This is a genomic window from Paenibacillus terreus (genome assembly GCF_042138595.1).
GTDB classification, from domain to species: domain Bacteria; phylum Bacillota; class Bacilli; order Paenibacillales; family Paenibacillaceae; genus Paenibacillus; species Paenibacillus terreus.
On sequence record NZ_JBHIRX010000026.1, the window covers coordinates 16,367 to 42,712 of the forward strand.

The window sequence follows — 26,346 nt, forward strand, 5'->3', positions numbered from 1 at the left end:
CTTTCTACTTCGGATTAACGGTCTCCTTTATAACCAAAATTTGGTATAATATGCCAACGTCTACGCAGTTCATGAGCTGCTGCTTTCGGCTTGCGATCTCGCGTAAAGACACCCTTCTTATTCCCTTGCACCCGTACAATGCCTTGGCTGGTTTGAAAATCCGCAAAGTTCCAAACGTGTTCACCTACAAACGGAACAATTTCATCAAATACTTCATGATTCGCCCGTAAGAACTCGACCTGATATTCTTCCGTGAAGAGCACGGGATCTACGTCATGGAGTCCCGCGATTGTATCCGCGCCGTATTCGGTCATCATGATCGGCTTCCCCGGACAACGCTGGATCCAGGCGCTCAGTTCCTGTTTTAACATGGCTTTGGCCGTTTCCAAGTCACCTGCGAATACATACCAGCCGTAATAACGGTTCAGACACAACACGTCGACAAGTTCCGCCACTTTATCCTTATCCGGAGTGGCCATCATCATATTTACGATCGTAACCGGCCTTTTTTGCGGATCTATTTCCTTGGTCAATTCCACAATCGGCCGGAAATATTCCGCCGCCCCCTTTTCCTCGGAGGCAGGTTCGTTGGCAACGCACCACATCACCACGCTGGGATGATTTTTGTCACGGGCGATAAGTTCCCGCACCGCGTGCATATGGTCCGCTTGTGTTTTCAAGACCTCCCAAGTATTCCGTTTGGGACCTCGCTGAGGAGTAATATTAAAACTCAGATGCAAACCTACGGCGGGGGTTTCGTCGATGACCACAATTCCCTCCTTATCCGCTAAACGCATGATCTCCTCCGAATATGGATAATGCGCTGTCCGGAAGGAATTAGCCCCAATCCAGTTCATCAGCCGGAAATCCATTACGTTAGCAGCTTCGTTCAATCCCCGTCCGTTCATTGGAGTGTCCTCATGTTTGCCAAAACCTTTGAAATAAAACGGTTTGTTATTGATCAGGAATTTGCCGTCCTTCACTTCTACCGTCCTGATGCCGAATGGCTGCTCATATATATCGATGACTTGTTCGTCCTGCATGATTTGAAGCTTAAGATGATAAAGGAAAGCATTCAGCGGTTCCCATAATTTCGCGTTGTGGATATGGATGGTACCGGACGTCCCTTCACACTCTCCGCGAATTGCGCCCGACTGATCCACACACGCGACCTTGACCTTGACCTGAGCCTGGCCTTCGATCACCGCTTCATAACTGACGATCCCCGCCGAACCATTCAATTTCGTCACAATACTTATATCCTTAACGTAGGCCGTTCTAGGGGTTGTGTAAATCTTAACCGGCCTGTGAATTCCTGCATAGTTAAAGAAATCAAAATAAGGACTGTTCTTGGCAACTTTGCCTCTTCCCGGCACTTCCGTCTCGCTGTAACTTCCCATTGGCAGCGTAGTTTCATCTACGATGTTGTTTACCGCTACCGTAAGACGGTTTTTGCCAGCTCGAACCAACGAGTTGATCTCGGCTTCGAACGGAGTGAATCCGCCCACATGTTCGACGACAGGTTGCCCGTTTACATAAACCTTGGCCTTATGAGTAACAGAACCGAATCGGAGCACGATTCGTTCCGAAAATAACAGGATTGGCATCGTAAAGTCCCGTTCGTACCAGACCCAGCCGACATGGTTGCGAATGTCGGCTGTGACGCCGACATCATTGAACGAAGACGGGACGGACATGCTGATCGGATCGGGAAGGTTAGCCGTGTACCATTCTTCCTGAAAACCAATGCCTGAGTCCAGTTTAAAATTCCAAATGCCGCATAAATCGATCATGCTGCGCGTTTCCGTCACGATCGGGTATAACATAAGAGTGTCAGCTCCTTCATGGTTTGTTGTACTACTCGACAATGCTTTGACTGTCTTCATCCGCCAACCTATTCGTTGCGGCAATCTTTCCATAATAATAGGCACTGGGTTTTGGATAACGCTGCTGGGTCGTGCGGTCCACGGCAATCAGACCGAAGGTCTTGGAGAACCCCAACTGCCATTCGAAATTATCAAGCAGCGACCAATGCATATACCCTATGACCGGAATCCCGTCAGCAATGCAGGCGTGTACTCCAGTTAAAGCACGTTGAATGAAAGCGATTCGCCGCTCATCCTGGTCCGTAGCCACACCGTTCTCCGTCACAAGAACCGGCATATCCAGTTGCTTGGCCACATAACGAATAACCGCCTCCAACGCTTGCGGATAGTATTCGTTGCCCATTTGGGTCTTCTCGGCATCGTCCGGGATCGGCAACATGCCGTCAGGTCCATAGACCGCACGAGTATAATTTTGCAAACCGAAGAAATCGTCTTCCTTCAAATAAGCTTGGAATCGCAAAAATTCTTCGTTTAACGCATGCTCTGCCTGTTTTTCCCCGCCGGATATGCTCTGGATATCATAAAGGGACATCGTGATTCCGATGCGAGTGCTTGGACTAACGCAACGAATTGCATTTCTGGCCTCAACATGCGCCTGAAAAATAATCTCGAGCCCCTTTTCCGTCCGCGGCCCCAAGAAGGAGTGCACTTCCTGTGGATGAACGTTGAAAGCATCGCTCAGCGCGGCATAATAAGCTTGCATGCGGGTTCCCTTGTCCGTATTAATGCCGACTTGTACAGCAGAGGCATTGATCTGATGCCGCTTTATAATTTTAGCTATCCCAATGGAAATGTTCGCCTCGTTGATCGTACATACATACGGAATCATGTCGCCTAACTTACGCATGACATAGGAGCAATAACGCGCGAATCGGAAAGGGGTTTCGGCCGACTCCCATCCCCCCGACCGAATCAGCCAAGCCGGAGAAGTAAAATGGTGCAGTGTCACGATTGGCGTAATCTTGTTTTCCTGGCAGGCCTTCAGAACATCCCGGTAATGCTCGATCTCCGTTTCGTTAAAGACGCCTTCTTCCGGTTCAATTCTCGCCCATTCGATTGAAAACCGATAAGCATTCATTCCTAGTTTTTCCATTAGGGCAATATCTTCCCGAAAGAGCCGGTAATGGTCCACAGCGTCTCCGGAAGGTTCTTTAAACGTGGAGCCATCCAGATTCTCCATCACCCAAAAATCGGAGTTGACGTTATTGCCTTCCACTTGATGGGCAGCGGTAGATGCTCCCCACAGAAAACCTTCGGGAAAATGATAAGACATTGTTTAAAATCCTCCTCTGTAATCATTGTCGCCCTTACTCTCATTCTATAAAAAGCTTTCCACCCAAACTAACGCTTTCCCGACTTCTTAACTAACGCTTTCCCGACTATTTCCCCATGAAAAAAGCGGCCTGCCCGGGTTGATGCCGAGCTGCCGCTGTATTTTGCGCTTAGTGGACTACAACACGAACACGCCCCAGGTTCTGAACTTTCGCAAAAGGCGTGGCCTTATCACCTTCACGGTCGGAGGTCGCTCGCAGCGCCGGGAAATAGGTACCAGGCGTTTTGTAAGTGAATGTTGCCGACATCTTTACTGTCTGACTGGGACTTCCGTAGGACGATGCCACGAAGTCGCCCGTGCCAAGGAAATCCCAATCGACGCCCACAATCTTGCCAGCCCCTGGCGGTACCTGAATCTTCGCAGTAAAAGTAACGGTCTGGCCAGCAGCGATGTCAATCCGGTCGGATCCGTCTACGGTCAGATTGACAACAGGCTGAATCCCTCGGCGTGCCGCAGCGATTTCCGGTACCTTGATCTGACTATCGACTACATTGTAACGAGTCGATCGCGCAGGCGGTACGCCCTTCTCGGCCCAAGCGCTCACGTCTCGCAGCGCCTGTTGGAGAATACCGTTGTACTGCGCAAGGCGGGCGGTGCGAGCACCTATATGATCCGTGTTGTCGTTATACCAGAGCCGGAAGTTGTCGTCATAGCGCTTGCCAAGAGACTCCCTCACTCTTGCGCTGTACCAATCGGCATGCCACGGAAAGGCATCGGTATCGAGCAGATTTGCGACCATGATAACCTTGCCTTGAATCTTGCCGTTATGCGTACCCCCATCGCTCACGTTGCGGGACATGGTGGGGCCTATCTCAATGGGGCGCTGAGGATAAAGCGTTGTCCCGTCAAGCGCCTTATATTGACTCCAGGCGTAGTAGCCTGATCGCTTAGGTACCTGGTGCCTGTGGTACGAGAGTAGTGCGAGAGACCATCGATTGTCGATCCTAAGCTTGGAACCGGAATTGATGGCGCTTAGTACACTGTCTGAGTTCCCCTCTCCGATGGTGAAAATTTTTGTGGCCGGATCCAGAGAACCCGCTAGTATCCCGACTCTTGTCGTACCGTCGGCTGCGTAGAGCGTGTAATCAAGACCCATTTTTGTCGGAACCGTTGGTACGCTGTCGAGAATAAAGCTTGTTGGCACATTTTGATCGTTCCTGCTGATCTGGGAGATGCTGGTCAAGTGATCTATCTTAGCTGTTTGGAGCAGATTCCCAAGCGGCGAACGATCCGTCCCAAGGTATCCCGGCTTGCTCCAGAAGTCATCGACATACGTGGGATCAACAGTCCGAACCACGCTTGCGAAGCCAAGGAGACCATCGGAAGCGTTCAGACCGAGCAAATACGCATAGTCCTCCCAGGCCTGCAATGGTACACCCATCTTTGTCACCTCGCGCAGAACCTCCCGCTCCATCCCGCTGAGTCCAGCATAGGGATTGCCGCTGCCGCCCGGGCTTACCGCATCGGCAATCTGCGGCGCTTTGTCCTCCAACACGAAACGCGCGAAAGCCCGGACAAAAAAGTCATTGGGAATGGAGGTCGGTACGCCTGGGATAAACGGTACGGCACCGTCCCACACCCCGGAGCTATTCTCGATGGCACCGATAGTCTGATAAGACCCGCCGCTTCCCCCGTAAATATAGCCATATATTCGTCTGGACGAACCGTAATAATTCGCTGCGACCGTCTTGGAAAACTTGGCCGCGGCCGCATCGACCCGGTAACCAACGCTGCTGTTCGTCTGAACCGTATATGCCCCGCTGTCCGCGCCGAAGCTAACGGCTTCATCGCTGGCAATCTCGTCTTGTAAGGGGTACACCGCTTGAAAGAAGCGCCCCTCCCACTGATTCTTTGGCGGGAAATAGAAGGTAAATCGCTTGTCGGTACCCTCGAAGTGGCCCGACACCTTGCGATGAGGCACGGGGGTGCTCAGATCGATCTGGCTGTCGATAACCGGGCGGTTGTACAGTGGATCGACACAGTCCGCAGTGACCCAAAGGGGGCCATCGGCTTCCTGCGATGCGCACTCCGGAAGCGCTGCCTTGGCCGAAATACTCCTGTCAACTAACAGCCATTCGCCGAGGATTAACATTAAAACTATCACAAACTTCCAATTCGATCCCGACCTACGAGCTGCTGTGCGGAAACCTAATCTTTTGAAAAACGTCATTGCTTTCCCCCCATCAACTTATATACTTGAGTCGTTATTGTGTAAATGATTGCGCTTTCAGTTTTGACTTGCACAAGTCATTGTATGAGATCTCTTGAACTAAGTATATAAAGAGGAGACGAAAACGTGTATGGGACTCTATTTGGATTTTTAACTTCCCTTTGTGAATTTACTCCGTCCCCTTAGTACGCCGTTAGTCCCTGAACCAAAAGCTCTCCAGATTAAACAACCTTCCGTTCGGCCTGCCTTTAAAAATCAGAAAAACCGCATGAACGCCGGAAGTAGGTTTGATCATGCACGATACATTCTCCCAGACATGCCAGCCTCCAGTACAGCCGATCTTGCAAGAACCGATTCGAGTACCCTCTGGAGAATCGAGCACAATTACAATTTCACCACCATAGGCGGCGCTGGACACCAATGCTTCGAATGAGGTTTTACCGAGACCGAAATCGATATATTTGTATGCCGCCCAATTTTCGTTCTCAATGAAAGCCAGATGCTCACGATAACGTTCTTCTCCCGCTCCAGGCCCTTTGTCAACAGGCTCCGTGCAAACCGTCCCCGACAGCAGGCACGCCCGCCAGGCTTCCACTCGACTTCCCGCGTCGAGCGGCGCCGACACACCTTGAGTGGTCATCTCGACCTCATTGATGCTGCCGTTATCATTGAAGAAGATCGGCTCTACACATACGCGGCGGTTGTAGCGGCTGGCTTGAGAGGATCGATGATAGAAGACGTACCAGTTTCCGTTGAATTCCGCAAGCGACCCGTGGTTATTCCATGTTTCTGAATCGCATCCATCGTTATCGATAATAATGCCTCTTTTCTTGAACGGACCGAGCGGGGTCATACTGGTCGCATATCCGATGCATGTTGCTCTCCCCCGGCTAATATCGGTATAGACTAAATAATAGATCCCGTTCCGCTTGCGTAGGGAGGCTCCTTCGTGAAAGCCATGCTCCTCTTCGTTGATCAGGTTTGTATTTAAGGTAGCAGGATCGATCGATTTCATATCAGGCTTCAGCCTTGCGCCGCGGCAATTGAATTGTCCCCAATAGATATATGCTTGCCCATCATCATCGACAAAAACGGCCGGGTCGATCGCATCTTCATGCGGCCCTTCTACGGGCACCGCATCTCGGAAGGGCCCGTATGGTGTATCGCTGACGGCAACTCCTTCACTATTATCCGCAGAGCAGAAATACAAATAGTAGCGTCCGTCTTTATAGATGCAATCTGGCGCGTACAGTGGGAGCGGGATAATCCCCGTGTGCCACGGCACGTCTTCCGATGTGAAACTGACGCCGTGCTCCTGCCAGTTCACCAAATCTGCCGAAGAAAATACACGGTATTCGTTGCTGCACCAGAAGGTATCGCCACTGAGGTCATAGGACCCGTAGATATACATTCTCCCATCTTTCCATTGTCGAGCCTCTGCATCTGGAACAAAATACTGTACAGGTAATATTGGATTCAAGGAAAAACCTCCTTTTAATTTATGTGAATATAAAGCTCTTCCGCCCTCGCCAAAGCTTCAAGAATTCTATTCGTTCCATTTCACAGACTCGTGAAACGAGCCGCCGTTCTTGTAATAACTGTCGATCCCGCCGCTCCATCGAACACGGAACGGAACTCCATCAGGCACCTTGCCTGAAATGAAGAAGGACGTATCCGATTTACACCAACCAACAGATATAACCCCTGCTGGAGTGTATATCTCGCCTTTCATTTCCGGGATATCCAAAGTTTGAGGTTCGATTAGAATTTCGCTCCATCCCGGCTTGACACTTTTCACCCCGAGTATGCAATGGGTAAATTCATAGATCGGCAGCGCGCTCCAAGCGTGGCAATCGCTTCGCGCCTCCACAGGCGTCTCCGGAAGAGTGGTCAACTGAAGCGGCAATAAATCCCTCCATTGCTTCATCAGCTCAGCCGTTCGTTCATAAAGACCGCCTTTTTCCAATGCACGGAACAGATAAAACGCCATGGAAAAAGAACATTTCAACACTTGCGGCTTATCTAACGCACGGTTCAAAATACTCTTCGCTCTTTCGCCCTCGCAAAGTCCGGTAAGCACCGCCCACAGTTGGGCATGCTGGCTGTATTGCTCAACTGCCGGACCTTCACGGTACATTCCCCGTTCCTCAGACCAGCAAAGACGCTCAATCGAGCATAGAATACTCTGAGCGCGCACCTCGTATTCATCTCCGATTTGGCTGCGTCCGGTCGCAAAGTATAATTTAGCTGCAACTTGCAATGCACTTGCGTAAACTAGATTATGGATGGTAGATGGCCCTACTTTACACGCGGAAGGCTCTCCCCCCTCCCATTCCGTTACCCAATCGATATATTCCCAATAACCTATACGCTCTACCAAGCCTGATTCGCCTACCTTGCGGTCAAACCAGTCAAGGATAGCATCTATAGTCGGCCGATACCGTTTGATGAGATTTATATCGCCCGTTTGCCAGTAGTAATCATGAAGCATAAAAATATAATGCAAAGAGAACGAGGGGATGATCTGCACCATGGTACTGGGGAAACGATTCTGCGTAATTCCCTCCGGAAGCAAAGAACAGTGGAAGTCCTCCAACGCCTTACGGATCAGGCCAATATCGCCTCCTGCACTATACGTAAACAAGGCTTGGAGCCGCGTATCCATAATGAACTGCATCTGTTCGTAATAGGGACAATCTTCGTAGGTCTCATGCATGCAGAACTGCAAAGTTCGCAAACTGATATTATACAATGATTCAACCCAGGAGACCGGCGAAACGACAGAAGACCGCGGTTGAAGCGGATACGCACTCTCCCTGTACCATGGACGCAAGAAACGCAACGGACGCTCCTCCGTCTGTACTTCGATCCTGACAAAACGAAACGTCCTTAGCCAAAAGGGTTCATATAACTCAGTTCTGCCGGATGGGTAATAAACATCTTCAAAACCTATGATGACGCCATTTCGCGCGTCGTCCCGCACCGTACTACTTTTCTCATTGCCAGGTTTAAAATAGCGCTCCGCATACCGGAAGGTAACACAAGCCCCTTCTCCTTGTTCAATGCAATAGGCTGGGTACCCGGTGACCAATTCTCCTGCATCCAACTCGACGACAACATGGCTGTGAGAAGGAATCTCCACCCATTCGTTTGCTACAACCGAATTAATGAAGCTAAACGGCTTGACATCGTCCTTACGAATTGGCATTTCCCGAATAAAGTCCCGCTTCCTTTCGTACAACAACGGAATCGGACGCTCAACAAGAGGATGCGTTGGTACAATATAAAAAGGATAAGGATCTTCAATCCCCAGGCAAGGTTCGCTCTTTTCCGCCTTGAACCATCCCCCTTCCGGCTTCTCCTCGTACTTCCAACCGTGTGGAAGCCGACCCGCGTTAACTCGTTCGGCAATCGCTCCCAAGAAAATGGTATACTTCTCGTCCGAATGGAAAGTGATCGCGTCGTCGACATAGACACGCCAATCGGCTACACCGGTTGTGAGGTCTGCCAGTGACTCTCCATGAGCGTTTCTGCAGATTCCGTTTAAAGCAAGTCTTGGGCCGACCGGCAAGGATGAGATGGAATACAAGGGTTGATCTGCTCGTAATGGATCGTTGACCAGGTAAGTGTTAAGCGACCACACCTGTACTGCAAAAATGTTAAGCCCGGATCGCAAACTGGAACCCACGTTCAAAGTCTCGTAATAGTGTCTCCATCGATCACCCTTGCACGGTCCGGAAACAATCGGCTCCCCATTAATCCATAATCTATAACGGCTATTTGCACTGATCGATATTTCAAGTTGATCAGGCTCATCGAGATGAACGGCATAGCGGTAATAGACAAATCGACTTTCTTTTAAATCTGGTGCAAGACCTTTCTGCTCATAGGCTTCCCGAGGTGGTTTAATCCAGTAAGCTCCCTTGAGCTTACATTGCTTTATTTGTGTCATGGCGCCTCCTTTATCCCATATGTGGACTTTTATCGAGAATAAAAAACCCTCATTGCTTTTTCAATATCGGCTTTCATCGCTTCCATCGCCGCTACGGACAGGTCATGGAAAAAGTCCACCTTTTTTTCCTGCAACAATTTCTCTGCTCCCTCTACACCCGCTCTGGCCATATAAGAATAATAGTTGATCTTCCGGATTCCTTTATCAATGGAGGTTATATAGTCTTCCGGACTCACTCCGGAACCCCCATGCATCACCAGGGGAATATTAACCAGCGATCTTATTTTTTCAATTCTGTCAAAATCCAGCTTGGGCTTTGCTTTGTAAAACCCGTGTGCGGTTCCGAAGATCGCAGCTAAAGCGTCGATGCCAGTTTCTTTCACAAATCGGTCTGCCAAATCCGGATCCGTATAGACACTTTCCATCGATGGGGCAGGTTCATTCCCTCCCGCTTCCCTGCTGCCAAGAATGCCGATCTCCGCTTCTACGCTTGCACCATATTGTTTGGCCATACGCACGGTTTCAACGGTATTGCGCACATTTTCCTCATAAGACAGCAGTGAGCCATCATACATAACGGAGGTAAATCCCAGTTTTAGTGCTTTTTCTACATAATCCAGGGTCTCGCCATGATCCAGATGGACACATACGGGAACTGTTGCGCTTTTGGCAAAATGCAGCATGACCGGGCCGATTGTCTCGATAGGTATAATGCTTTCATGCAATTGGGCATGGCTGATGATCACCGGTGCGCCCATGTTTTCTGCAGTTTCAATCACCGCTAGAATACTTTCCAAATTAGGCGTGTTAAAGGCCCCGACGGCGAAATTATGATCCTCCGCCATTTTCAATACTTCCGCCAATGAAACTAACATATTTTTGCCTCCTTGATTCTTTTCCAGGCCTGATAACTTTGAATCATTTCGATATCAATTTGATACGTGACCGTTTCCCCCGGGCCAATAAACTTTAAGGTATTGTCTCTACGCATGACATTTCTGCCGTCGGGATGGCAGTTCCCGGGCTCCAGTCCCAGCACGTAGTCTCTGTGTCCAAACATTTTCCACACGGTGAAATAGTCCAATAACCGGGCATCGAATGAAATAACCAAACCTTTATGGATCACTGGGTTAAAGATTCCGGCAAAACCACTTTCACGCTCGAACTTATGGTAATAACACTGTTCCTCGAAATTGGACTGGGGTTCCAACATTTGATCCCAGGTCAGGATATCTTTTTCCGCATGTTTGTTTCTTGCCGTTATGTGGCTGGAAGGAATAAACAATTCCGCATGCTCGCTCAGCAAAGGATACCCGATGTTCATATGGTACAAAATCATCAGTGGGGTTAACTGATCGCCCTTATTTTCGATCCGGTCTTCGATCTGCAATTTGTTATCCCGTTTCGAACACGTGATCTTACGGAACATCATTAGCTTCTCCGAAAACAAGCCCATCTGATTGACAGCTGCATGAATAACGATGTTGTCTTCATCTTCCGTATAGTAGACATGTTCGGCCGGCGTGTTGCTTACCGTTCCATGCAAGGGCAGTTCCTGACCGTTATCCTCGCAAGGAGCCCCAACCGCCGTTAAACCGCACGTTGTTAAAAACCCCGCCGTAAACGATTTTAAAAAGCCTGTGCCTTTATCGTCATAATAGGTCGGCGCCACATAGCCACTCGGGGAAATGTAAGCAAAGTTATCTCCTTTAAAATACAGCCTGGAAATATCGGCCCCCCGGTCCACCGACACCGTAAAATGAAGACCAAGTCCGTTGCGCACCTCCAATAGATGCATCCCGTCGCCTTTTCCTCCAACCAGTCGATGCTCCTCTACTCCGCTAACCTGGGAAGGATGTCCGATATATTTATGGATCATACGGTTTGTCATCCCTTATTTCTCCAAATCAAGGATTTCGTACCCTAAATAATACTTGAAGGCTTCATACAATACCGATTTCAGATGACCTACACCAACCGCAGTATGATGGCGGAAACCGTTGCGTCCGAGCGTAATGAGCTTCTTCTGCAAGCCTGGGATATGGGCCACACCAGCACAGCCGAAAAATCCGTCTTCGATAACATCGTCGGTGAACTCGCCTTCTTCTACATAGAAAGTAAGTTTGCCATCCTCCGTAATACAGTTGGAATAGGTCATCGGGAACGCCCTGATTCGCCCTTCGTTACTTCCCCAACCGCATCCGGGAGCCGTTTTGGCGAACATTTTATGGTCGGTGACGGTTCCTTTGCCGGTCATTAAGCTTTGGGCTACCGGTCCGCAGTGGAACAAAATGACTTTATCCGGATCATCGCCGTAATTGTTGTTCCAATCGAGGCAAGCCGCCGGCTCTTCCGCAGCAAGCTGCAGCGAGTACATATTAATCGCGGTACAGATATCAATCTCGCAGGAAGCAACGATCCCTCGATCATTCAACTCACTTAAGATCACGCATGGCGCAACCCCCAGTACCGTCTGCAGCTCCGTCCAGCATCGAATCGACAACGCTTGCAATCGGTACTCGGCAATATAATCGTCGAGCACTACGCTGATTTTGGCCAGAATGGTCAGCTTGTCATCCGGCACGTTGCTGCAATCCGTGTAGTTGATGAAAGTTTCCCGCTTGGCTAATACTTCCGGTCTATCGTCCTTCATGTTTTGCACACGATGAATAAGTTCGGACAAATCGAAGGTCTCTACCGTAATACCGTATTTCTGCAGCGTGATCTCATCAAAACGAACCGTCTTGAAGGCGGTGGTCCGGGCTCCAAAACAGCCAATGGTGAACTTTCGCATCCCGTTAACCACCCGGCAAATCGCCGCAAAATCCCGCAGATTCTGCGTAAATTGCGGAGAGGAGGGATGAACGACATGCGGTTGCAGTGCGGTAAAAGGGACCCGATACTGATGGAACACATCTTCGATGCTTAATTTGCCGCAAAAAGCGTCTCTTCGATAGTCAAAGCCCATTTTGCCGATTTCATCCGGATAAGCCTGGATCAGGATCGGTTTTCCGCATTCCTCCAAAGCCGCGATGGCGCCGTTTTCGTCGCTGAAATTCGGCATGGACAAGATAACCCCATCATATTGTCCTTCATGCTCTTTTAGCCATTTCGCATAAATCCGGCCTTCCTCCCTGGTTTCCACCGATCCGTATCTTGTGGCTTTTTCATCCATCATGATGTAATCGTAGCCGGCGTCCGTAACCGCCCTGGATACTTCCTTCCTTGCTTCAAGCGCCAGCGATTCCGGCATAAAACCTCGGTTTCCGAAATAAAGGGCAAAAGTGAGTTTCTTTGTTTTCAACATGGCTTAGTCCTCCTCTTCCGTTGCAAGCACGGTTTTAACAGCGTTATAACACTTTTTGTATTTTTTCAGCCATTTCTTGTATTGTTCATGTTTATCGGGGTTCGGAGCATAGGTTCGGTTGACCTTAACGAAAATTTGCTCTGCTTCTTCAATGGATTCGTACAATTCACATGCCAGTCCCGCCAGCATAATACACCCCAGCGTACCCGACTGTGTCGCCCCTAGAGAGACAATAGGTTTGTTCAGAATATCCGCTTTCATTTGCAGCCAGACATCGGATGCAGCTCCGCCGCCGGTCGCCCGGATCGTATGAATTTCGATTCCCGCTTCCGCCAAACGCTCCATATTCAAAGCCATCTCATACGTGACTCCTTCCATCAGCGCCTGATAAATCTGCATACGGGTGGTTTCGGTGGTTAAACCGATAATGGCGCCCCTGGACTCAGGGTCCATATAAGGCGTTGCCGCTCCGGCAAAATGGGGCAAAACCAACAGTCCTGACGGTTTCGAAGCATCAACTTGCCCGTTGAAGAAATCATACGGATTCGCTCCGAGTTTCTGAATTGTATCCGCTTCCATATAGGCCAACTTGTCACGGTACCATTTCAGTAAAGCCCCGCCTGTAAAAGAAAAAGCATAGGTCACAAACTGGCGGTCCAGAAATGGAACGATAGCGTAACTTCCTCTATATAACGGTTCACGATGAGTATCTCGGCCAAAAACCGGAGTGATGCACTCGACAGTCCCCGTTCCGTCCACGGCCATTCCCGGTTTGTATACACCGGTTCCGATCGCTGCAGCAACTTGATCATGACATCCGGAAACAATGATCGCCTCTTCCCATATCCCCAATTCCAAGGCCATTTCTTTGCGAATCTTACCTGCTTTGCTTCCAATCGGAACGGGAATCGGTAATACACAGCTGTCAATTCCCGCGAACTGTAAGATGGGCTCACTCCACTCCAGGGAGTTGATATCAAAAGCCATCGTTCGACTCGCAAGCGAATAATCGATCTGCCGAGCTCCGCATAACATATAAATGATAAAGTCACCAAACAAACAAATTTTCTCACACTGCTTGAACAATTCCGGCTGGGTCTCTTTGATATACATGATCTTGGGAATGCTGTACATGGGACTCGGGTTTAATCCGGTGATTTGCGATAAATCCTCTTTTCCGAAGTGCCTTACAAGTCGCTCGCATTGCTCGCCCCCGTTTGGATCGGTATACAACAAAGAATATGTCAGCGGATTATCGTTTCCGTCCAGCAATACAACTGCTTCTCCAAAAGAAGTGACGCCGATTGCTGTGATGGGTTCGACGCCTCTGGCCGCCTCTTGCATAACGGCTTTCGTATTTTCCCAAACGAGCCATGCATCCAATCTATGATTTTCGGTCATACCGGGCTGGTATTCGCGATATGCCTCACTCAGGAAATGTCCTTCCCGGTCATATACCGTACACTTGCAACCTGTTGTACCGATATCGATTCCCGCTATCGCCACTTGGTTCACCTCCTGCCTAAGTAGTAATTTTGACTTCACTACGTGTTGATCTTATCACTTGCAAAATGTATGATCATAGTAACAATTGATCGAAAAAATAGTCATTTTGTTTCCGGAGGTACATATATGGGTTTGCAGTTTAACCTTTCCGATTTAAAAGAATTGCTGCGCAATTTTTATACGTTGACGAAAATACGCACCGTCATCTTCGATGATTCTTTCCATGAATTAGCGGCCTATCCAACCCGCCATTCCTCCTATTGCCATCTCATTCGCAGCGATCCCCGCGCGGAAGCGAAGTGTATCAAGTGCGACCAGGCCGCATGTATTCGCTGTAAAAACGAACAGAATCTTTACACGTATCAATGTCATGCTGGGCTAACGGAAACGGTGGTTCCCATCAAAGCGGACAATCTGGTGATTGGCTATATCATGTTCGGCCAGGTCCTGCAAACCGAAGACCGCGAGCGATTATGGTCTGAAATCAGCAAAGAATTAAGCGCTTTCAACTTGGATATGAACGAGCTGCGAAAAGCTTTTTTGCGCAAAAAATATATATCTAAGGAAATCATTGACGCTTATGCGAAAACGATGGAAATGAGCGCCAGTTACCTTTACCTGTCACGGAAGCTGATACTGAAAAAGGATGCGCTGGCTCAAAAAATCGATGATTATATCGCGGTTCATATCAAAGAAGATCTTTCCGTTCCCGTTCTCTGCAAACACTTTGGGATCAGTAAATCACATCTTTATAAACTATCGCAGCAAAGCTTCGGTATGGGGATCGCCGAGCATATTCGCAGCACACGGATTCACTTGGCAAAGCAACTGTTGGGGGATACGGATGCGCCAATCTATGAAATCGCGGAACAAGTCGGAATATCCGACTATAATTATTTTACGAAGGTTTTTAAACGGGAAACGGGGGTTCTGCCAACGACGTATCGAAAGGAAAGTGCTTTAAGGTATAGAATGACTTGAACATATAAAAACTGCTCGCTCTTCATTGGAAAAGGGGATTTCCCCTATTCAATCATTCCATAAACAGCCGCTCTCACTTTATGCTGTCGGATTTCGTCGTATTCCGATGGCATCAATTGATGCATATAGACAATGGACAACTCTTCTTTCGGATCGACCGCCATCCAGGTGCCTGCCGCTCCGCCCCAACCGAATTCACCTACAGTGCTGTTGCTTCCGCCTTTCGCCCGATCGATCATGACCCGAACTCCCAGACCATAACCGTATCCCGACCAGGTGCCAACTGCTTCGAAATCGCCCAATGGCTGCCTGTTCAAATGGTTCGTCGCCATAAGCTCGATCGTCTTGCGCCCCAGTAAACGGTTGCCGTTCCACTCGCCGCCACGTGACAGCATTTGCGTGAAGCGCCCATAATCATGGAGCGTTGACAGCAGCCCATGGCCTCCAAATTCGATTTTCCAATCAGGCTCGTAGTAGATTTCGGAGTCCATATTCGGTGTAAGCGCGTTATCTTCAGCACGGCTGTATAACATGGACATCCGTTCCTTCTTATTCTCCGGAATCCGAAAGAACGTGTCACGCATGCTGAGAGGTTCGAACAGCTCCTCATTCAAAAATTCTCCAAACGATTTTCCCGACAACACCTCGATTAACGCGCCGAGCACGTCGTGACTGAAGCCGTAATTCCATCGGGTTCCTGGGTCAAAGGCAAGCGGAATATCGGCGAGCCGCTTGGCCATCGTCCGTAAGTTGGGGATATCTTTGAGCGACAACTTGGATACTTGCCTCTCCGTTTCGTTACGGTTTCCGTGCATGGTCAAACCGGAAGTCATGGTGAACAAATCATTGATCCGAATCGGGCTTACAGCCGGAGACGTATACAACGTTCCGTCGACTCCTTGGCGGTGCACCAACACATTCCGAAACTCCGGCAAATATTCATAAAGCGGATCAGTCATCAAATAAAGCCCCTTCTCATACAGCAACAGAGCGGCCGTACATGTCACGACCTTGCTCAATGAGAAGAGCCGGTATATCGTATCCGGCTCGATCGGCCGCTTTTCAGCCAAATCTGCATACCCGAAATAACCCTCGTACAGCGTTTCCCCGCGGCGAACAACCGAAAGCGCACAACCGGCTGGTCCTTCTTTTAAGAAACTTCGAAGCAGTGAATCCAGAACATCATTTCGTGACGTCACCGTTCTTTCTCCTCTCCAAATTAACGTAATACAATCCCTCCATATCGGAAGGAAAAACCATTACCCCTTCACACTGCCCAGCACAATTCCTTTCATAAAGAAACGCTGGAGGAACGGGTATACGAGCAGAATCGGCAGCGAGCCGAGAAAGATTTGCGCCGCTCTGAACGTTCGATCATCTACTTTCTGCAAAGCCTGTATCACCTCAAGGTTGTTGATCGAGAAATTTTTCGCAATGACCACGGTTTGCAAGTAGCTCTGCAACGGATAGTGGGTCGGAGAATTCATGAAGATCAGTCCGTCGAACCAGGAATTCCAATGAAAGACCATCGCAAACAGCGCAATCGTGGCCAAGGCGGGCATGGACAGCGGCACATATATTTTCCACAACGTCGTCCAGTGGCCGGCCCCATCTATGAAAGCGGCTTCCTCCAATTCCTTAGGTAAGCCGCGGAAAAAGTTGAGCAGCAGAATCATATTGAAGACTGGCAGCGCCCCAGGCAGCACGAGCGCCCAAACGGAGTCGAGAATGCCCGTGTATTTGACAGTCATATACAAAGGAATGAGACCGCCATTGAACAACATCGTAAACACGAATACCCAGGCGTAAATCGTTCGTGAGCGGAATTTTTGCACTTCTTTCGACAGTGGATAGGCTACCAACACCGTCAACACCATATTAACGGATAAGCCAATGACCACACGTTCCAACGTCACAAGGATAGAACGGAAAAACTCCTCTTTTCCAAGCACATACTCATAGGAAGCCAATGTGAAATCAACCGGCCACAGCTTGACGTAGCCTGCAGCGGCCGCGGAACTCGAACTGAATGAAACTGCCAGAACATGGATGAGCGGCAGCAGACACAACATGGACAGGAGGGTCAGGAAAATGTAATTGAAACCTATAAATAGCCTGCGGCCAAGCGTAAATCGTTCTACCATAAAGATCGACCCCTCTCTTCATTAGAATATTCGGTAGTTGGCGAAACGGTAGGCTAGGAAATAAGCAACCGAGAGGAGTGTGAGCGACACGACGGATTTAAAGAGCCCGACAGCCGTTGCCACCCCGTACTGCGCATCGACGATCCCGATCCTATACACAAACGTGTCTATAATGTCGCCGGTCTCATACACCTGCGGACTATAGAGATTGAACACCTGATCGAAACCGGCGTTAAGGACTTGGCCCAGCGCAAGTGTTGCTGTCAGAATAATAATCGGAGCCATTCCCGGCAGAGTGACATAAAACGTCTGTTTCCATCGGCCAGCTCCGTCGATGACCGCCGCCTCATAAAGGGCCGGATTTATGCTTGTCAGCGCAGCCAAGTAGACGATCGTGTTAAATCCGAATTCCTTCCACACGTCCGAAATCACGAGCACGGAGCGAAACCATTCGTTGCTGCCCAGAAAGTAGATGGGTTCTATTCCGAGCCACCGCAGGAAGTCGTTGACAATCCCATGCGAAGGGGACAAAATGTCGATCAAAACTCCTCCGAGAATAACCCACGACAGAAAATGCGGTAAATAAATTATCGTCTGCACGCTCCGCTTGAACAGTTCCTTACGTACTTCATTTAGAAGCAACGCAACCGCGATAGGGACAATGAGCCCGACGACGAGTTTCAATACGGCAATGATTAACGTGTTCCAGACGACTTGAAAGGAGTCAGGCAAATTCATGACGTAGCGAAAGTTCTCCAGGCCATACCAAGGCGACTTGAAGATACCGAGCGCCGGATTGAAGTCCTGGAATGCTATGACGGAGCCTAACATGGGACCGTAGCTGTAGACGATCGTCAATAGGAGCGCCGGTAGGATCATCAGATGCAGCGGCCATTGCGATAGTCTCATCGGTTTCGTTCGTCCACCGGCCTTGAGATCCATGTATACCGGTCTACCCTCAATCTTGTATTTCAACACAGTTACACTTCCTCTTCTGACAAGTTGATCGGAGTCCGTCCGCTAGGCAGACAGACTCCGGTTTTAGCCGATTTATCTCGACTTGTACCAATCGTTGACTTCCTTCGTCATCTCATCGCCGCCGAGTTTCTTCCAGTTCTCGACGAACTGGTCGAAACTGTCAAGGGGTTCACCCATGATAATCTTGGAGAATGTCTCCAGTTCCAGCTTCTGTAGAGTCGAATCACGCTTCAGCATTGTACTTGTCGAAACCGCGGCAAACGCGTTCGGCTGCAGCATGTTATCGTTCACGTATTGATCGATCACGTTGAACGAGGAGTTTTCCGGACCGAAGACACGGTTTAGAGCCCACTCCATCGGTTCCAGCTTCTCACCAGACAAAGCTTTCATGACGCTTGTATAAGCACTCTTCTGTTCATTGTTCAATGCCGATTTGTCTTTGCTGCCGTTTACGATCTCTTTGAGCAATCGATGCGTATTCAGGTTCTTTTCCGGCTCGCCCGTGTAGATGGAATACATCCAGCGCTCGACACCGTCAGTAGGACTGGTCCCCAGTTTATCTACTTGTTCTGTAGTATAACTTTTTCCATAAAATACTTCGAAGAACAGGTTAATCATCTTGATCAGCGCTTCCGGATTCTTGGCATCCTTTGACACCGCAAGATATTGTGGAGAACCGAGCGCAATCCCATCTACTTGCGGCTTAACCGGCTGATCATCAACCGATACAAGCGGGAAGGCTTGCCAATCCGCATTCGGATCATTCATTCGCATATCGTTAATAACGATTGGAGTCGACATGCCGCCATAGTATAAGCCAATCTTACCGGAAGCGACCAATTCTTTTTCCTTGGACCAGTCTTTCACCCCGAATTCGCGGTCAATGTATCCTTTCTTGTACAGCTCCTGTAGCTTGCCAAGCGCCGTCTTCACTTCCGGTTGAATACTGCCGAAGATGAGGTTGCCATTGCCGTCTTCAACCCAGTTTGCTTTCCCTCCATAGCGTGGATACGCGTGATAGCTGTTGAAGAATCCTTCTAGAGTCGCGAAGAACCCATACAGATCTTTGTTCAAGGCCATACCGTATGTGTCCTTCTTCCCGTTGCCGTCCGGATCCTGGTTGACGAACGCATCCATGATTTTATACACGTCATCCATCGTTTTGGGAGGTTTAAGGTTCAACTTATCCATCCAATCGGTACGAATAAAAATCAACGGTACACCGTTGTTAATAGAAGCGACGGTAGGAATCGCCAGCAGTTTTCCGTCGAAAGTAGCGGATGCCAGCGGGGCAGATCCTGCTTGGGAAAAGATATCCTTGGTCATTGGTGATGCATATTTTTCAAAAACTTCTGTTATGTCCGCTAACTTGCCCGCATCCGCTAACTGCCTCAACTGTGAGGCAGTTAGCGGTACGATGTCCGGTAAGCTACCCGAGGCGATCGTGACATTCATCTTCTGTTCGCCTTGGCCGCCAGGCTCGTCACCGGTGACGGACCACTCATTTTTGAGCTTGATCCCCAGTTTCTTTTCATATTCCTGATACCATACATTGCTATCGATCGTTTCTCCGTTCTCGAATCTCATCGCAGGGCTGAGGATCCGCACCGTTGATACATAGATAGATGGTTCATACTTTCCGAAATACAAATCTTCAGGATTGGCTTGCTCGGATTGCAACGTCGTCTCGGTCTGGGACGGGCTATCTTGAGTGTTACTTGAAGACGATTCTGAACTACAGGCACTTACGATCAAACTGAGAACCAGCAACACGGATACAGCCAGGATTCCCGTACGTCGTCTCATGCGTGTGTCCCCCCTTTTTTAGTGTAAGAGATCTCTTAAGACTAAGTATAGTTAGAAAGAGCAATGTCTGAAATAAGACTCTATTTGGATTCTTTACTTCCTTTTGTGAGTTTACCTAGCGCCACTACTCGACTGAGAGTCTGCTGCGGAATTCCTGCGGCGTTACTCCGACATGCTTTTTGAAGAACCGCGTGAAATACCCCGCCGTACCGAAGCCGACAGCCACGGCAATGTCTTGTACCTTCGCATTTGATTCCGCTAGCAGGGTCTTCGCCCGCTCGATCCGCAACTCTGCGATATAGTCGGAGATGTTGCGCCCGGTGCAGATTTTGTACAAGTTTGACAGATACGAAGCGTTCAGGTAGACGGCATCTGCGAGGACAGCAAGCGACAGGTCCTCGTTAAGATGCTCGGTAATGTACCGATTCAGCTTGCGAATGATGCGATCTGTTCGCTCATCCTGCTTTTGCTTCCCTTGGCGAATGAGATTGATGCCCATTTCACTCAAAAATCGTTCCGCCTGCTCTTTTGTCTTATGCGTATTCAGGTCAAGCAGCCTCCTGATCGTCGCCTCGGCGGCCGCAAGGGCAGCGTTGTCACCACGATGCGTTTTGTTCCACTGATGAAGCAGGATTACAGCAACAGCGTAATAAGTTTGCGCGTAGACGCTGAATTGATTCGGCAGTCTGTGGAACAAATCGCTCATCAGTTTTTGGAATAAGGTTTCCTTCCCCATCTCGACAGCGATCTCGAGGTTTGAAAAAACCGATCTTGAAACCTCTGTGGCAGCATACACTGGTACTTCTTCTCTGCCGAAGAGGAGGATCATCTCCTCTCCATTGCCTAGACCGAGGATGAGATTTTGCTTAAGCTGTTGGAACGTCTGGGCGATATCTTTCCATTCCACGGCACTTTCATGACAAATAAACGATACCGGCAGCTTGAGCAACGCCCTGCACGTTTGTTGAATACTTTCCAGTGTACCCTGGATATAGAGGGCCACACTGCCCCACCCATCCGTTTCTCCCGAACGTTCCGGTTGAATCAGCCACACGAAATAAGAAGCGTCAAGCATGACGGGGAGCATAACGACTCTCTCAAAGTATTCCTCGGCGATATTCTGGATGCCGTATATAAGCAACGTCTGGTCGGACATGCTGTAATCGTCGCTCCAACGGTCGACACGGCCGCAGACGAGCATCACCCGATCCCCAGGATTGAGCGGCGAGTCCAGTTCCAGCAAACGGATATCCAAGTTATCCATTAGTTGATCTCCTTGCTCCAGCATGGCCATAAACCATTCGCGGCGCAGTATCGGGAGCATCTCTGTCAGTTGCCCTTTGGCACGGAGCAGAATATTCTCGTTATGCAATTCCTCCTGTAAAACACTCCAAGTACGTCTTACACTTCGTAAGATCGCTTCGTCTCCCTCGGTTTTCAGAATATAGTCAACGCCACCGCCTCGTTGTGCTTGCTGTGCATACTGGATATCGCTAATCCCCGTCAGGAAGATCACTTTGCAGCGAGGCCAGCGGGCCTGTATCCATTGCTGCAGTTGCAACCCGTCCATCTCCGGCATACGGATATCGCTTAGGACGATATCCATTTTCGTGCGGGACATCCATTCGATCGCTTCTTCCGCAGAATACGCCCGATAGAGATCCATTTCGATGTCCGGCACATCCGATAGCATTTCATAAAGCCCGTCAGCAGTAAAGGGTTCGTCCTCGACGATGAGCAATCTAAGCATGAGGCATAACCTCCTTAAGGGGGATGACAACAATGATTCGTAGTCCGCCGAGGTCTCCAGGGCTTATTCGCAGACCGGCTGGACCGCCATATTTGATCTGTAATCGTCTGTGTACATTGATCATGCCTGTTGTAACCGTCACATCCTGCTGGGTATTCAGCAAGGTTTGCAACTGAGCAACCTTTTCTTCATCGATTCCCCCGTTGTCCTCTATGCGAATAAGCAATTCCGTCTTCGTGATACCGAAGTCCACCTCGAGCAGGCCGCCCTTCGCCTTTTTCTCCAGCGAATGCACGAAGGCGTTCTCGATGATCGGCTGAAGGATCAAACGCGGCACGGCGAGCAGTTCCACCTCCTTTGGCACTTCCGAAAAACGAACACTTATGCGGTTGGAGAACCGGATCGTCTGAATTTCCGTATACGACTTGGCATGAGCGACCTCGTCTGCCAACGTCGCTTCTTCGGAGCCGTCTCTCGTAATGAACTGGAAATATTCACCCAAATGCTTCGTCAGTCGTACAATGTTCTCGTTTCCTTCCTGCTTCGCCATACGGTATAAAATAAAAAACGTGTTGTACAGAAAATGGGGATTGATTTGCGACTGAAGATGCCTTAATTCGGCCAGACGTGCCCGATATTGCTGTTCATAAACTTTATAGATCAGCCGCTCGAGCTCCCGTACCATCGCATTCAGCTGCTTGTACAAGTAACCGAATTCGTCCGTGAACGGATATTCGATGGAAATATCGAACCGACCGTGCTCGATTTTCCGGAACGAGTGAACCAGGAGCTTGAGCGGACGGTGGATGAGGCGATACATGCCGAACGAGAATGCAATGATGATAAGCACCGAAACCCCGAACCAAACAAACGCCCAGACGCGATATCGATCAAGCGGCTGCTCAATCCGTTCAATTGGTACAAACATTACCAGCTTCGCATTCAGAATATCCGATTTCTGGCCAGCAAACAGATAATCGGTGTTGCCTATGGTGATCGATTGAGGAGCCTTCGCATCCGCTGATTCCAGCCGGGCCAGCATTTTCTTGCTCATGTTCGTTTCATCCGGGCTGGAAGATGTCCATTCCATTCGGCTGCTCGCCAGCACAGCAATGCTACCTTCCTGAGCGAACTGCTTGAGCTTGGATGAGATTTTCTCGCCGGATATCTCTACAGCAAGCAGGAACAGCGGCCCATCATCCAAATACCCGTAAGGCATGCTGATAAAAACCCGGTTATCCCAGAAGACAAAGGGGTCACCGTACATATTCGTCGTTTGAGACAACGCCCGGAACATTTCAGCGTCGAAGTCGATGATCGCGTTCGTGTTCGAATCCACGCTTCGGTTCATCATCGGAATGAAAGCGGTTGCATTTATGGCCAAATCACTCGACCGTTTCAATAGGTCCATCTGATGCTTCAGCCGAAGCACCGCTTGGGTCCGTTCGATATCGGGCATAATTTCCGACGATGTACTGAGTTTCATTAGATCATCGTCGTTCACATATTCCTGCAGGAGTTTGATGATTCGGTCAAAATCCCCGTCCAACATGTCCGTGAACAGTTCAACGCGCGAGGACAGCGAGTTTACGATCTCTTGGCGGACAATGTCCGAACCGGAGTCGTTCATCTCCAGTCCTAAATAGAAGAGCGGCGTCACAACCAACAGAAAAGTAATCGCGATTTTCGGCAAGATGGGCAGCGAACCCATCTTTTGGATGACAGGCATGTTCAACCGTCCTTTCAACTCCGTGATTTTCTCGGCTTCCTTCACCTAGTGGAACACAAGTGAAGATCAACCAGAAATACTGGCTGACCTTCACTTGTGTTGCGGCTAAAATGTAAAGTTGTAACTTCCGGACCCAATCAGAAGCATATGGCCTTCGGTAGTTTGTTCCACTCCCCGCAGACCTTCGGTTTGGTCTAACGACTTCCCGCTTTCCAAAACACGCCCGCGCTCACTCGTTGCAATGATGACCTCCGCCGTCGTATTCGCAGGAATAACTACATCCATCTTCACCGTACCCTGATCCTGTTTAATCCAAGATACCCTTATGGTTCCATATACGGAATCAAGTGAAGCTTCATTCCATGAGAACTGCTCGCCGATCTGCGGCTTGATCCGTATTTTCTTGTATCCAGGTTCGATCAAATCGATACTGCCAACAACGCGATATAGCCAATCCCCGATGGCGCCATATGCGTAATGGTTGTATGAGTTCATACCGTCGCTCCAGAACGAACCGTCCTGTTTGATGCCGTCCCAGTGTTCCCAGATCGTGGTCGCCCCTTGGATCACGGAATATAGCCAGGATGGATATTCCTTCTGTAGTACCAGTCGGTACGCCAGATCCGTATAACCGAACCGCGAAAGGACCAGGCATAGATAAGGCGTACCGACGAACCCCGTCGTCAGGTGTACTCCGTTGTCTTCGATATGCTCGGCTAACATCTTGGCCGTGCGCGGACGATCCTGTTCCGCCAATAAATCGAACATGAGGGCCAAGACGTAGGCGGTTTGCGTCGGAGAGGCCACCCGCCCATTCGGCGTGACAAACTCCTTGCGGAATGCCCGAACTATATTTTCGTGCAGCCCTTCATACGCTTTCGCATCTTCATTTTTGCCTAGCACAGCCGCGGTTTTGGCCAGCAATTCCGTCGAATAGGCATAGTAGGCTGTAGCGATCAAATCTTTCGGCGTCGCCCCGATGTAGCTGTTTTCTTTGGCATCCAGACCAAGCCAATCTCCAAAGTGAAATCCGGTATTCCACAGAAACTCGTCTTCACCTTGTGCCCGAATGTACTCGACCCAAGCTTTCATGCTCGGGTATTGCGTTTCCAGGACGCGAATATCCCCATAACATTGATACAACGTCCAAGGACAAATGACGGCGGCGTCCCCCCAAGCGGCAGAACCGTATCCGGCAACCGGCACGTCGGGAATGACATGCGGAACCCTTCCGTCCGCCTCTTGATCTGCGGCCAAATCCTTTAGCCACTTTTCAAAAAACGTAACGACATTCATATTAAAGGCGGCGGTGCGAATAAAGACTTGAGCGTCTCCCGTCCAGCCCAATCTTTCGTCGCGCTGCGGGCAGTCTGTCGGGATATCCAGGAAATTGCCCTTCTGTCCCCATAAGATGTTGTGCTGCAGTTGATTCACCAGTTCATCCGAGCACCGGAAGCTGCCGGTTGGCTCCAAGTCCGTATGAATGACGCAGCCGATGAATTGCTCCAGCAATTGTTCTTGCGGTACACCGGTCACTTTCACATAGCGGAATCCTTGGAAGGATAAGTGCGGTTCGAATGTTTCCGCTTCGCCGCCCCGGCATATATAAGTAATCGTCTGCTTGGCCGAGCGCAGATTTCCGGTGTAGAAATTCCCGTCGCGGTCCAAAACCTCCGCATGCTGTAAAGTAATGACCGTTCCGGCTTCGGCGCGCACCGTAAACCTCACCCATCCTACCATGTTCTGCCCCATATCGAGCACAGTCTCGCCTTTAGGCGTTGTTACAACAGCGATAGGCTTGATGGTCTCGATAATCCTGGCCGGCTCGTTTTCTTGGGCAACTAATGCGGATTCCGGAGGATTCGTAATCATCGCCTTTGCCCAATCCTGATCCGCAAACCCGGGAGAAGACCACCCGTCCATCTCGAGTCTGGCGTCATAGGTTTCACCCTGATACAATTCCGACATCAGGAGCGGTCCTGATGAAACACGCCAGTTCCCGTCCGAAACGATGATTTGTTCGGAGCCGTCGGACAATGTAACATGCAACTGGATTAGTACAGCGCGCGTTGTGCCGAAGTGCTCCTTTTTACCTTCCCAGGCCAAATACCCTTTATACCACCCGTTTCCCAGAAGGCAGCCAAGCGCGTTGTCGCCGGAGGAGAGGAGTGGCGTCACGTCATAGGTTTGATACTGCAGCCGTTTGTTATAGCTGGTAAAACCGGGGTTAAACAGTGTATCATCCGCCGGAACGCCGTTAACATACAGCCGGTACAAGCCGAGCGAGGTCGCGTATACCCGCGCTGAAACCACGTTGTCCGGCAGGGCAAAGTCCGTGCGCATATAATCGCATGGTTCTTCCCACGACTCCTCGCGGCGCGGCGGCGCCGTAATCCAGCTTGCTTGCCATTCTTCGACAGACAAAAGTGTCGTTTCCCAGTAACCCGATTCGCTCCATGCCGATACATTCTCTTGGCGGTCCCAAACCCTGATCCTGAAATAATAGCGGGTACGAGACTTTAACGCAGGGCCCTGATATTCAATATGAACACTACGATCCGACTCCACTTTTTCGGAGTCCCAGACGATTTCCGATCCAAAATCGGGATCACAGGCTACTTGGACCTGATAGGCATTTTGCACAAAACCTCTGGTTTCCGCGCTGATCCGCCAACTGAGCCGGGGCCTCAAATCGTCGATTCCTACGGGATTTTTTCGATAATTGACACTAAGGCCAGAAACTGTAAATTTGCTCATCGGCACCACTCCTATGCTTTTATTGCCCCCTTTGTCTTGTTACGTAC

Annotated in this window: 17 protein-coding genes; 1 reads left to right on the forward strand and 16 read right to left on the reverse strand. The window is 49.6% G+C overall.

What is annotated here, in order from left to right:
• Positions 1–14: 14 nt before the first annotated feature.
• The 9 genes from uidA to ACE5KN_RS28800 form a co-directional block, all read right to left on the reverse strand.
• The gene (gene uidA / locus ACE5KN_RS28760) at positions 15–1,826 is read right to left on the reverse strand and encodes a beta-glucuronidase (protein WP_375527823.1); all 1,812 of its coding nucleotides are present in this window, start codon (positions 1,824–1,826) and stop codon (positions 15–17) included.
• 31 nt (positions 1,827–1,857) lie between these two features.
• Entirely contained in the window at positions 1,858–3,159 is a 1,302-nt protein-coding gene (locus tag ACE5KN_RS28765; RefSeq protein ID WP_375527822.1) for a glycoside hydrolase family 1 protein, read from the reverse strand.
• A gap of 169 nt (positions 3,160–3,328) precedes the next feature.
• Entirely contained in the window at positions 3,329–5,389 is a 2,061-nt protein-coding gene (locus ACE5KN_RS28770) for a PKD domain-containing protein (RefSeq protein WP_375527821.1), read from the reverse strand.
• 193 nt (positions 5,390–5,582) lie between these two features.
• A complete protein-coding gene (locus ACE5KN_RS28775; RefSeq protein WP_375527820.1) occupies positions 5,583–6,869 on the reverse strand; it encodes a family 43 glycosylhydrolase in 1,287 nt (428 codons plus the stop codon).
• Positions 6,870–6,935: 66 nt separating this feature from the next.
• On the reverse strand, positions 6,936–9,341 hold the full coding sequence (locus ACE5KN_RS28780) for an alpha-L-rhamnosidase-related protein (RefSeq protein WP_375527819.1): 2,406 nt from the start codon (positions 9,339–9,341) through the stop codon (positions 6,936–6,938).
• Positions 9,342–9,370: 29 nt separating this feature from the next.
• Positions 9,371–10,216 carry a class II fructose-bisphosphate aldolase gene (locus ACE5KN_RS28785; protein WP_375527818.1) on the reverse strand — a complete coding sequence of 282 codons (846 nt, stop codon included), beginning with the start codon at positions 10,214–10,216 and terminating at the stop codon, positions 9,371–9,373.
• Positions 10,210–11,232, reverse strand: coding sequence for an aldose 1-epimerase family protein (locus ACE5KN_RS28790; RefSeq protein WP_375527817.1), 1,023 nt, complete (start codon positions 11,230–11,232; stop codon positions 10,210–10,212). The genes ACE5KN_RS28785 and ACE5KN_RS28790 overlap by 7 nt, the downstream gene beginning before the upstream one ends.
• A gap of 3 nt (positions 11,233–11,235) precedes the next feature.
• Positions 11,236–12,648 carry an L-fucose/L-arabinose isomerase family protein gene (locus ACE5KN_RS28795; RefSeq protein ID WP_375527816.1) on the reverse strand — a complete coding sequence of 471 codons (1,413 nt, stop codon included), beginning with the start codon at positions 12,646–12,648 and terminating at the stop codon, positions 11,236–11,238.
• Between the two features lie 3 nt (positions 12,649–12,651).
• Complete coding sequence (locus ACE5KN_RS28800; RefSeq protein WP_375527815.1) at positions 12,652–14,154, reverse strand: FGGY-family carbohydrate kinase; 1,503 nt, start codon at positions 14,152–14,154, stop codon at positions 12,652–12,654.
• A 126-nt stretch (positions 14,155–14,280) separates the two neighbouring features.
• Between ACE5KN_RS28800 and ACE5KN_RS28805 the strand changes: the two genes are divergently transcribed.
• Positions 14,281–15,135: a PocR ligand-binding domain-containing protein gene (locus tag ACE5KN_RS28805; protein WP_375527814.1), complete on the forward strand. Its 855-nt coding sequence runs from the start codon at positions 14,281–14,283 to the stop codon at positions 15,133–15,135.
• Between the two features lie 44 nt (positions 15,136–15,179).
• On the opposite strand, the gene ACE5KN_RS28810 is transcribed toward ACE5KN_RS28805, so the two are convergent.
• The 7 genes from ACE5KN_RS28810 to ACE5KN_RS28840 all read right to left on the reverse strand — a co-directional run bounded on the left by ACE5KN_RS28810 (position 15,180) and on the right by ACE5KN_RS28840 (position 26,299).
• A complete protein-coding gene (locus ACE5KN_RS28810) occupies positions 15,180–16,334 on the reverse strand; it encodes a serine hydrolase domain-containing protein (RefSeq protein ID WP_375527813.1) in 1,155 nt (384 codons plus the stop codon).
• A gap of 60 nt (positions 16,335–16,394) precedes the next feature.
• On the reverse strand, positions 16,395–17,279 hold the full coding sequence (locus tag ACE5KN_RS28815; protein ID WP_375527812.1) for a carbohydrate ABC transporter permease: 885 nt from the start codon (positions 17,277–17,279) through the stop codon (positions 16,395–16,397).
• Between the two features lie 21 nt (positions 17,280–17,300).
• On the reverse strand, positions 17,301–18,188 hold the full coding sequence (locus ACE5KN_RS28820; protein ID WP_375527836.1) for an ABC transporter permease: 888 nt from the start codon (positions 18,186–18,188) through the stop codon (positions 17,301–17,303).
• 141 nt (positions 18,189–18,329) lie between these two features.
• Positions 18,330–20,063 (reverse strand): extracellular solute-binding protein, encoded by a 1,734-nt coding sequence (locus ACE5KN_RS28825; RefSeq protein ID WP_375533309.1) that lies wholly within the window; start codon positions 20,061–20,063, stop codon positions 18,330–18,332.
• Between the two features lie 124 nt (positions 20,064–20,187).
• The gene (locus ACE5KN_RS28830; protein WP_375527810.1) at positions 20,188–21,813 is read right to left on the reverse strand and encodes a response regulator; all 1,626 of its coding nucleotides are present in this window, start codon (positions 21,811–21,813) and stop codon (positions 20,188–20,190) included.
• Positions 21,806–23,542, reverse strand: coding sequence for a sensor histidine kinase (locus tag ACE5KN_RS28835; protein ID WP_375533310.1), 1,737 nt, complete (start codon positions 23,540–23,542; stop codon positions 21,806–21,808). The genes ACE5KN_RS28830 and ACE5KN_RS28835 overlap by 8 nt, the downstream gene beginning before the upstream one ends.
• Positions 23,543–23,647: 105 nt before the next feature.
• Positions 23,648–26,299: an alpha-L-rhamnosidase gene (locus ACE5KN_RS28840; protein WP_375527808.1), complete on the reverse strand. Its 2,652-nt coding sequence runs from the start codon at positions 26,297–26,299 to the stop codon at positions 23,648–23,650.
• Positions 26,300–26,346: the final 47 nt, after the last annotated feature.

Bases quoted from the DNA above. Each gene is read 5' to 3' on its own strand.
- uidA (WP_375527823.1), bottom strand. From the start codon at position 1,826: ATGTTATACCCGATCGTGACGGAAACGCGCAGCATGATCGATTTATGC.
- ACE5KN_RS28765 (WP_375527822.1), bottom strand. From the start codon at position 3,159: ATGTCTTATCATTTTCCCGAAGGTTTTCTGTGGGGAGCATCTACCGCT.
- ACE5KN_RS28770 (WP_375527821.1), bottom strand. From the start codon at position 5,389: ATGACGTTTTTCAAAAGATTAGGTTTCCGCACAGCAGCTCGTAGGTCG.
- ACE5KN_RS28780 (WP_375527819.1), bottom strand. From the start codon at position 9,341: ATGACACAAATAAAGCAATGTAAGCTCAAGGGAGCTTACTGGATTAAA.
- ACE5KN_RS28785 (WP_375527818.1), bottom strand. From the start codon at position 10,216: ATGTTAGTTTCATTGGCGGAAGTATTGAAAATGGCGGAGGATCATAAT.
- ACE5KN_RS28790 (WP_375527817.1), bottom strand. From the start codon at position 11,232: ATGACAAACCGTATGATCCATAAATATATCGGACATCCTTCCCAGGTT.
- ACE5KN_RS28795 (WP_375527816.1), bottom strand. From the start codon at position 12,648: ATGTTGAAAACAAAGAAACTCACTTTTGCCCTTTATTTCGGAAACCGA.
- ACE5KN_RS28805 (WP_375527814.1), top strand. From the start codon at position 14,281: ATGGGTTTGCAGTTTAACCTTTCCGATTTAAAAGAATTGCTGCGCAAT.
- ACE5KN_RS28815 (WP_375527812.1), bottom strand. From the start codon at position 17,279: ATGGTAGAACGATTTACGCTTGGCCGCAGGCTATTTATAGGTTTCAAT.
- ACE5KN_RS28820 (WP_375527836.1), bottom strand. From the start codon at position 18,188: ATGAGACTATCGCAATGGCCGCTGCATCTGATGATCCTACCGGCGCTC.
- ACE5KN_RS28825 (WP_375533309.1), bottom strand. From the start codon at position 20,063: ATGAGACGACGTACGGGAATCCTGGCTGTATCCGTGTTGCTGGTTCTC.
- ACE5KN_RS28830 (WP_375527810.1), bottom strand. From the start codon at position 21,813: ATGCTTAGATTGCTCATCGTCGAGGACGAACCCTTTACTGCTGACGGG.
- ACE5KN_RS28835 (WP_375533310.1), bottom strand. From the start codon at position 23,542: ATGCCTGTCATCCAAAAGATGGGTTCGCTGCCCATCTTGCCGAAAATC.
- ACE5KN_RS28840 (WP_375527808.1), bottom strand. From the start codon at position 26,299: ATGAGCAAATTTACAGTTTCTGGCCTTAGTGTCAATTATCGAAAAAAT.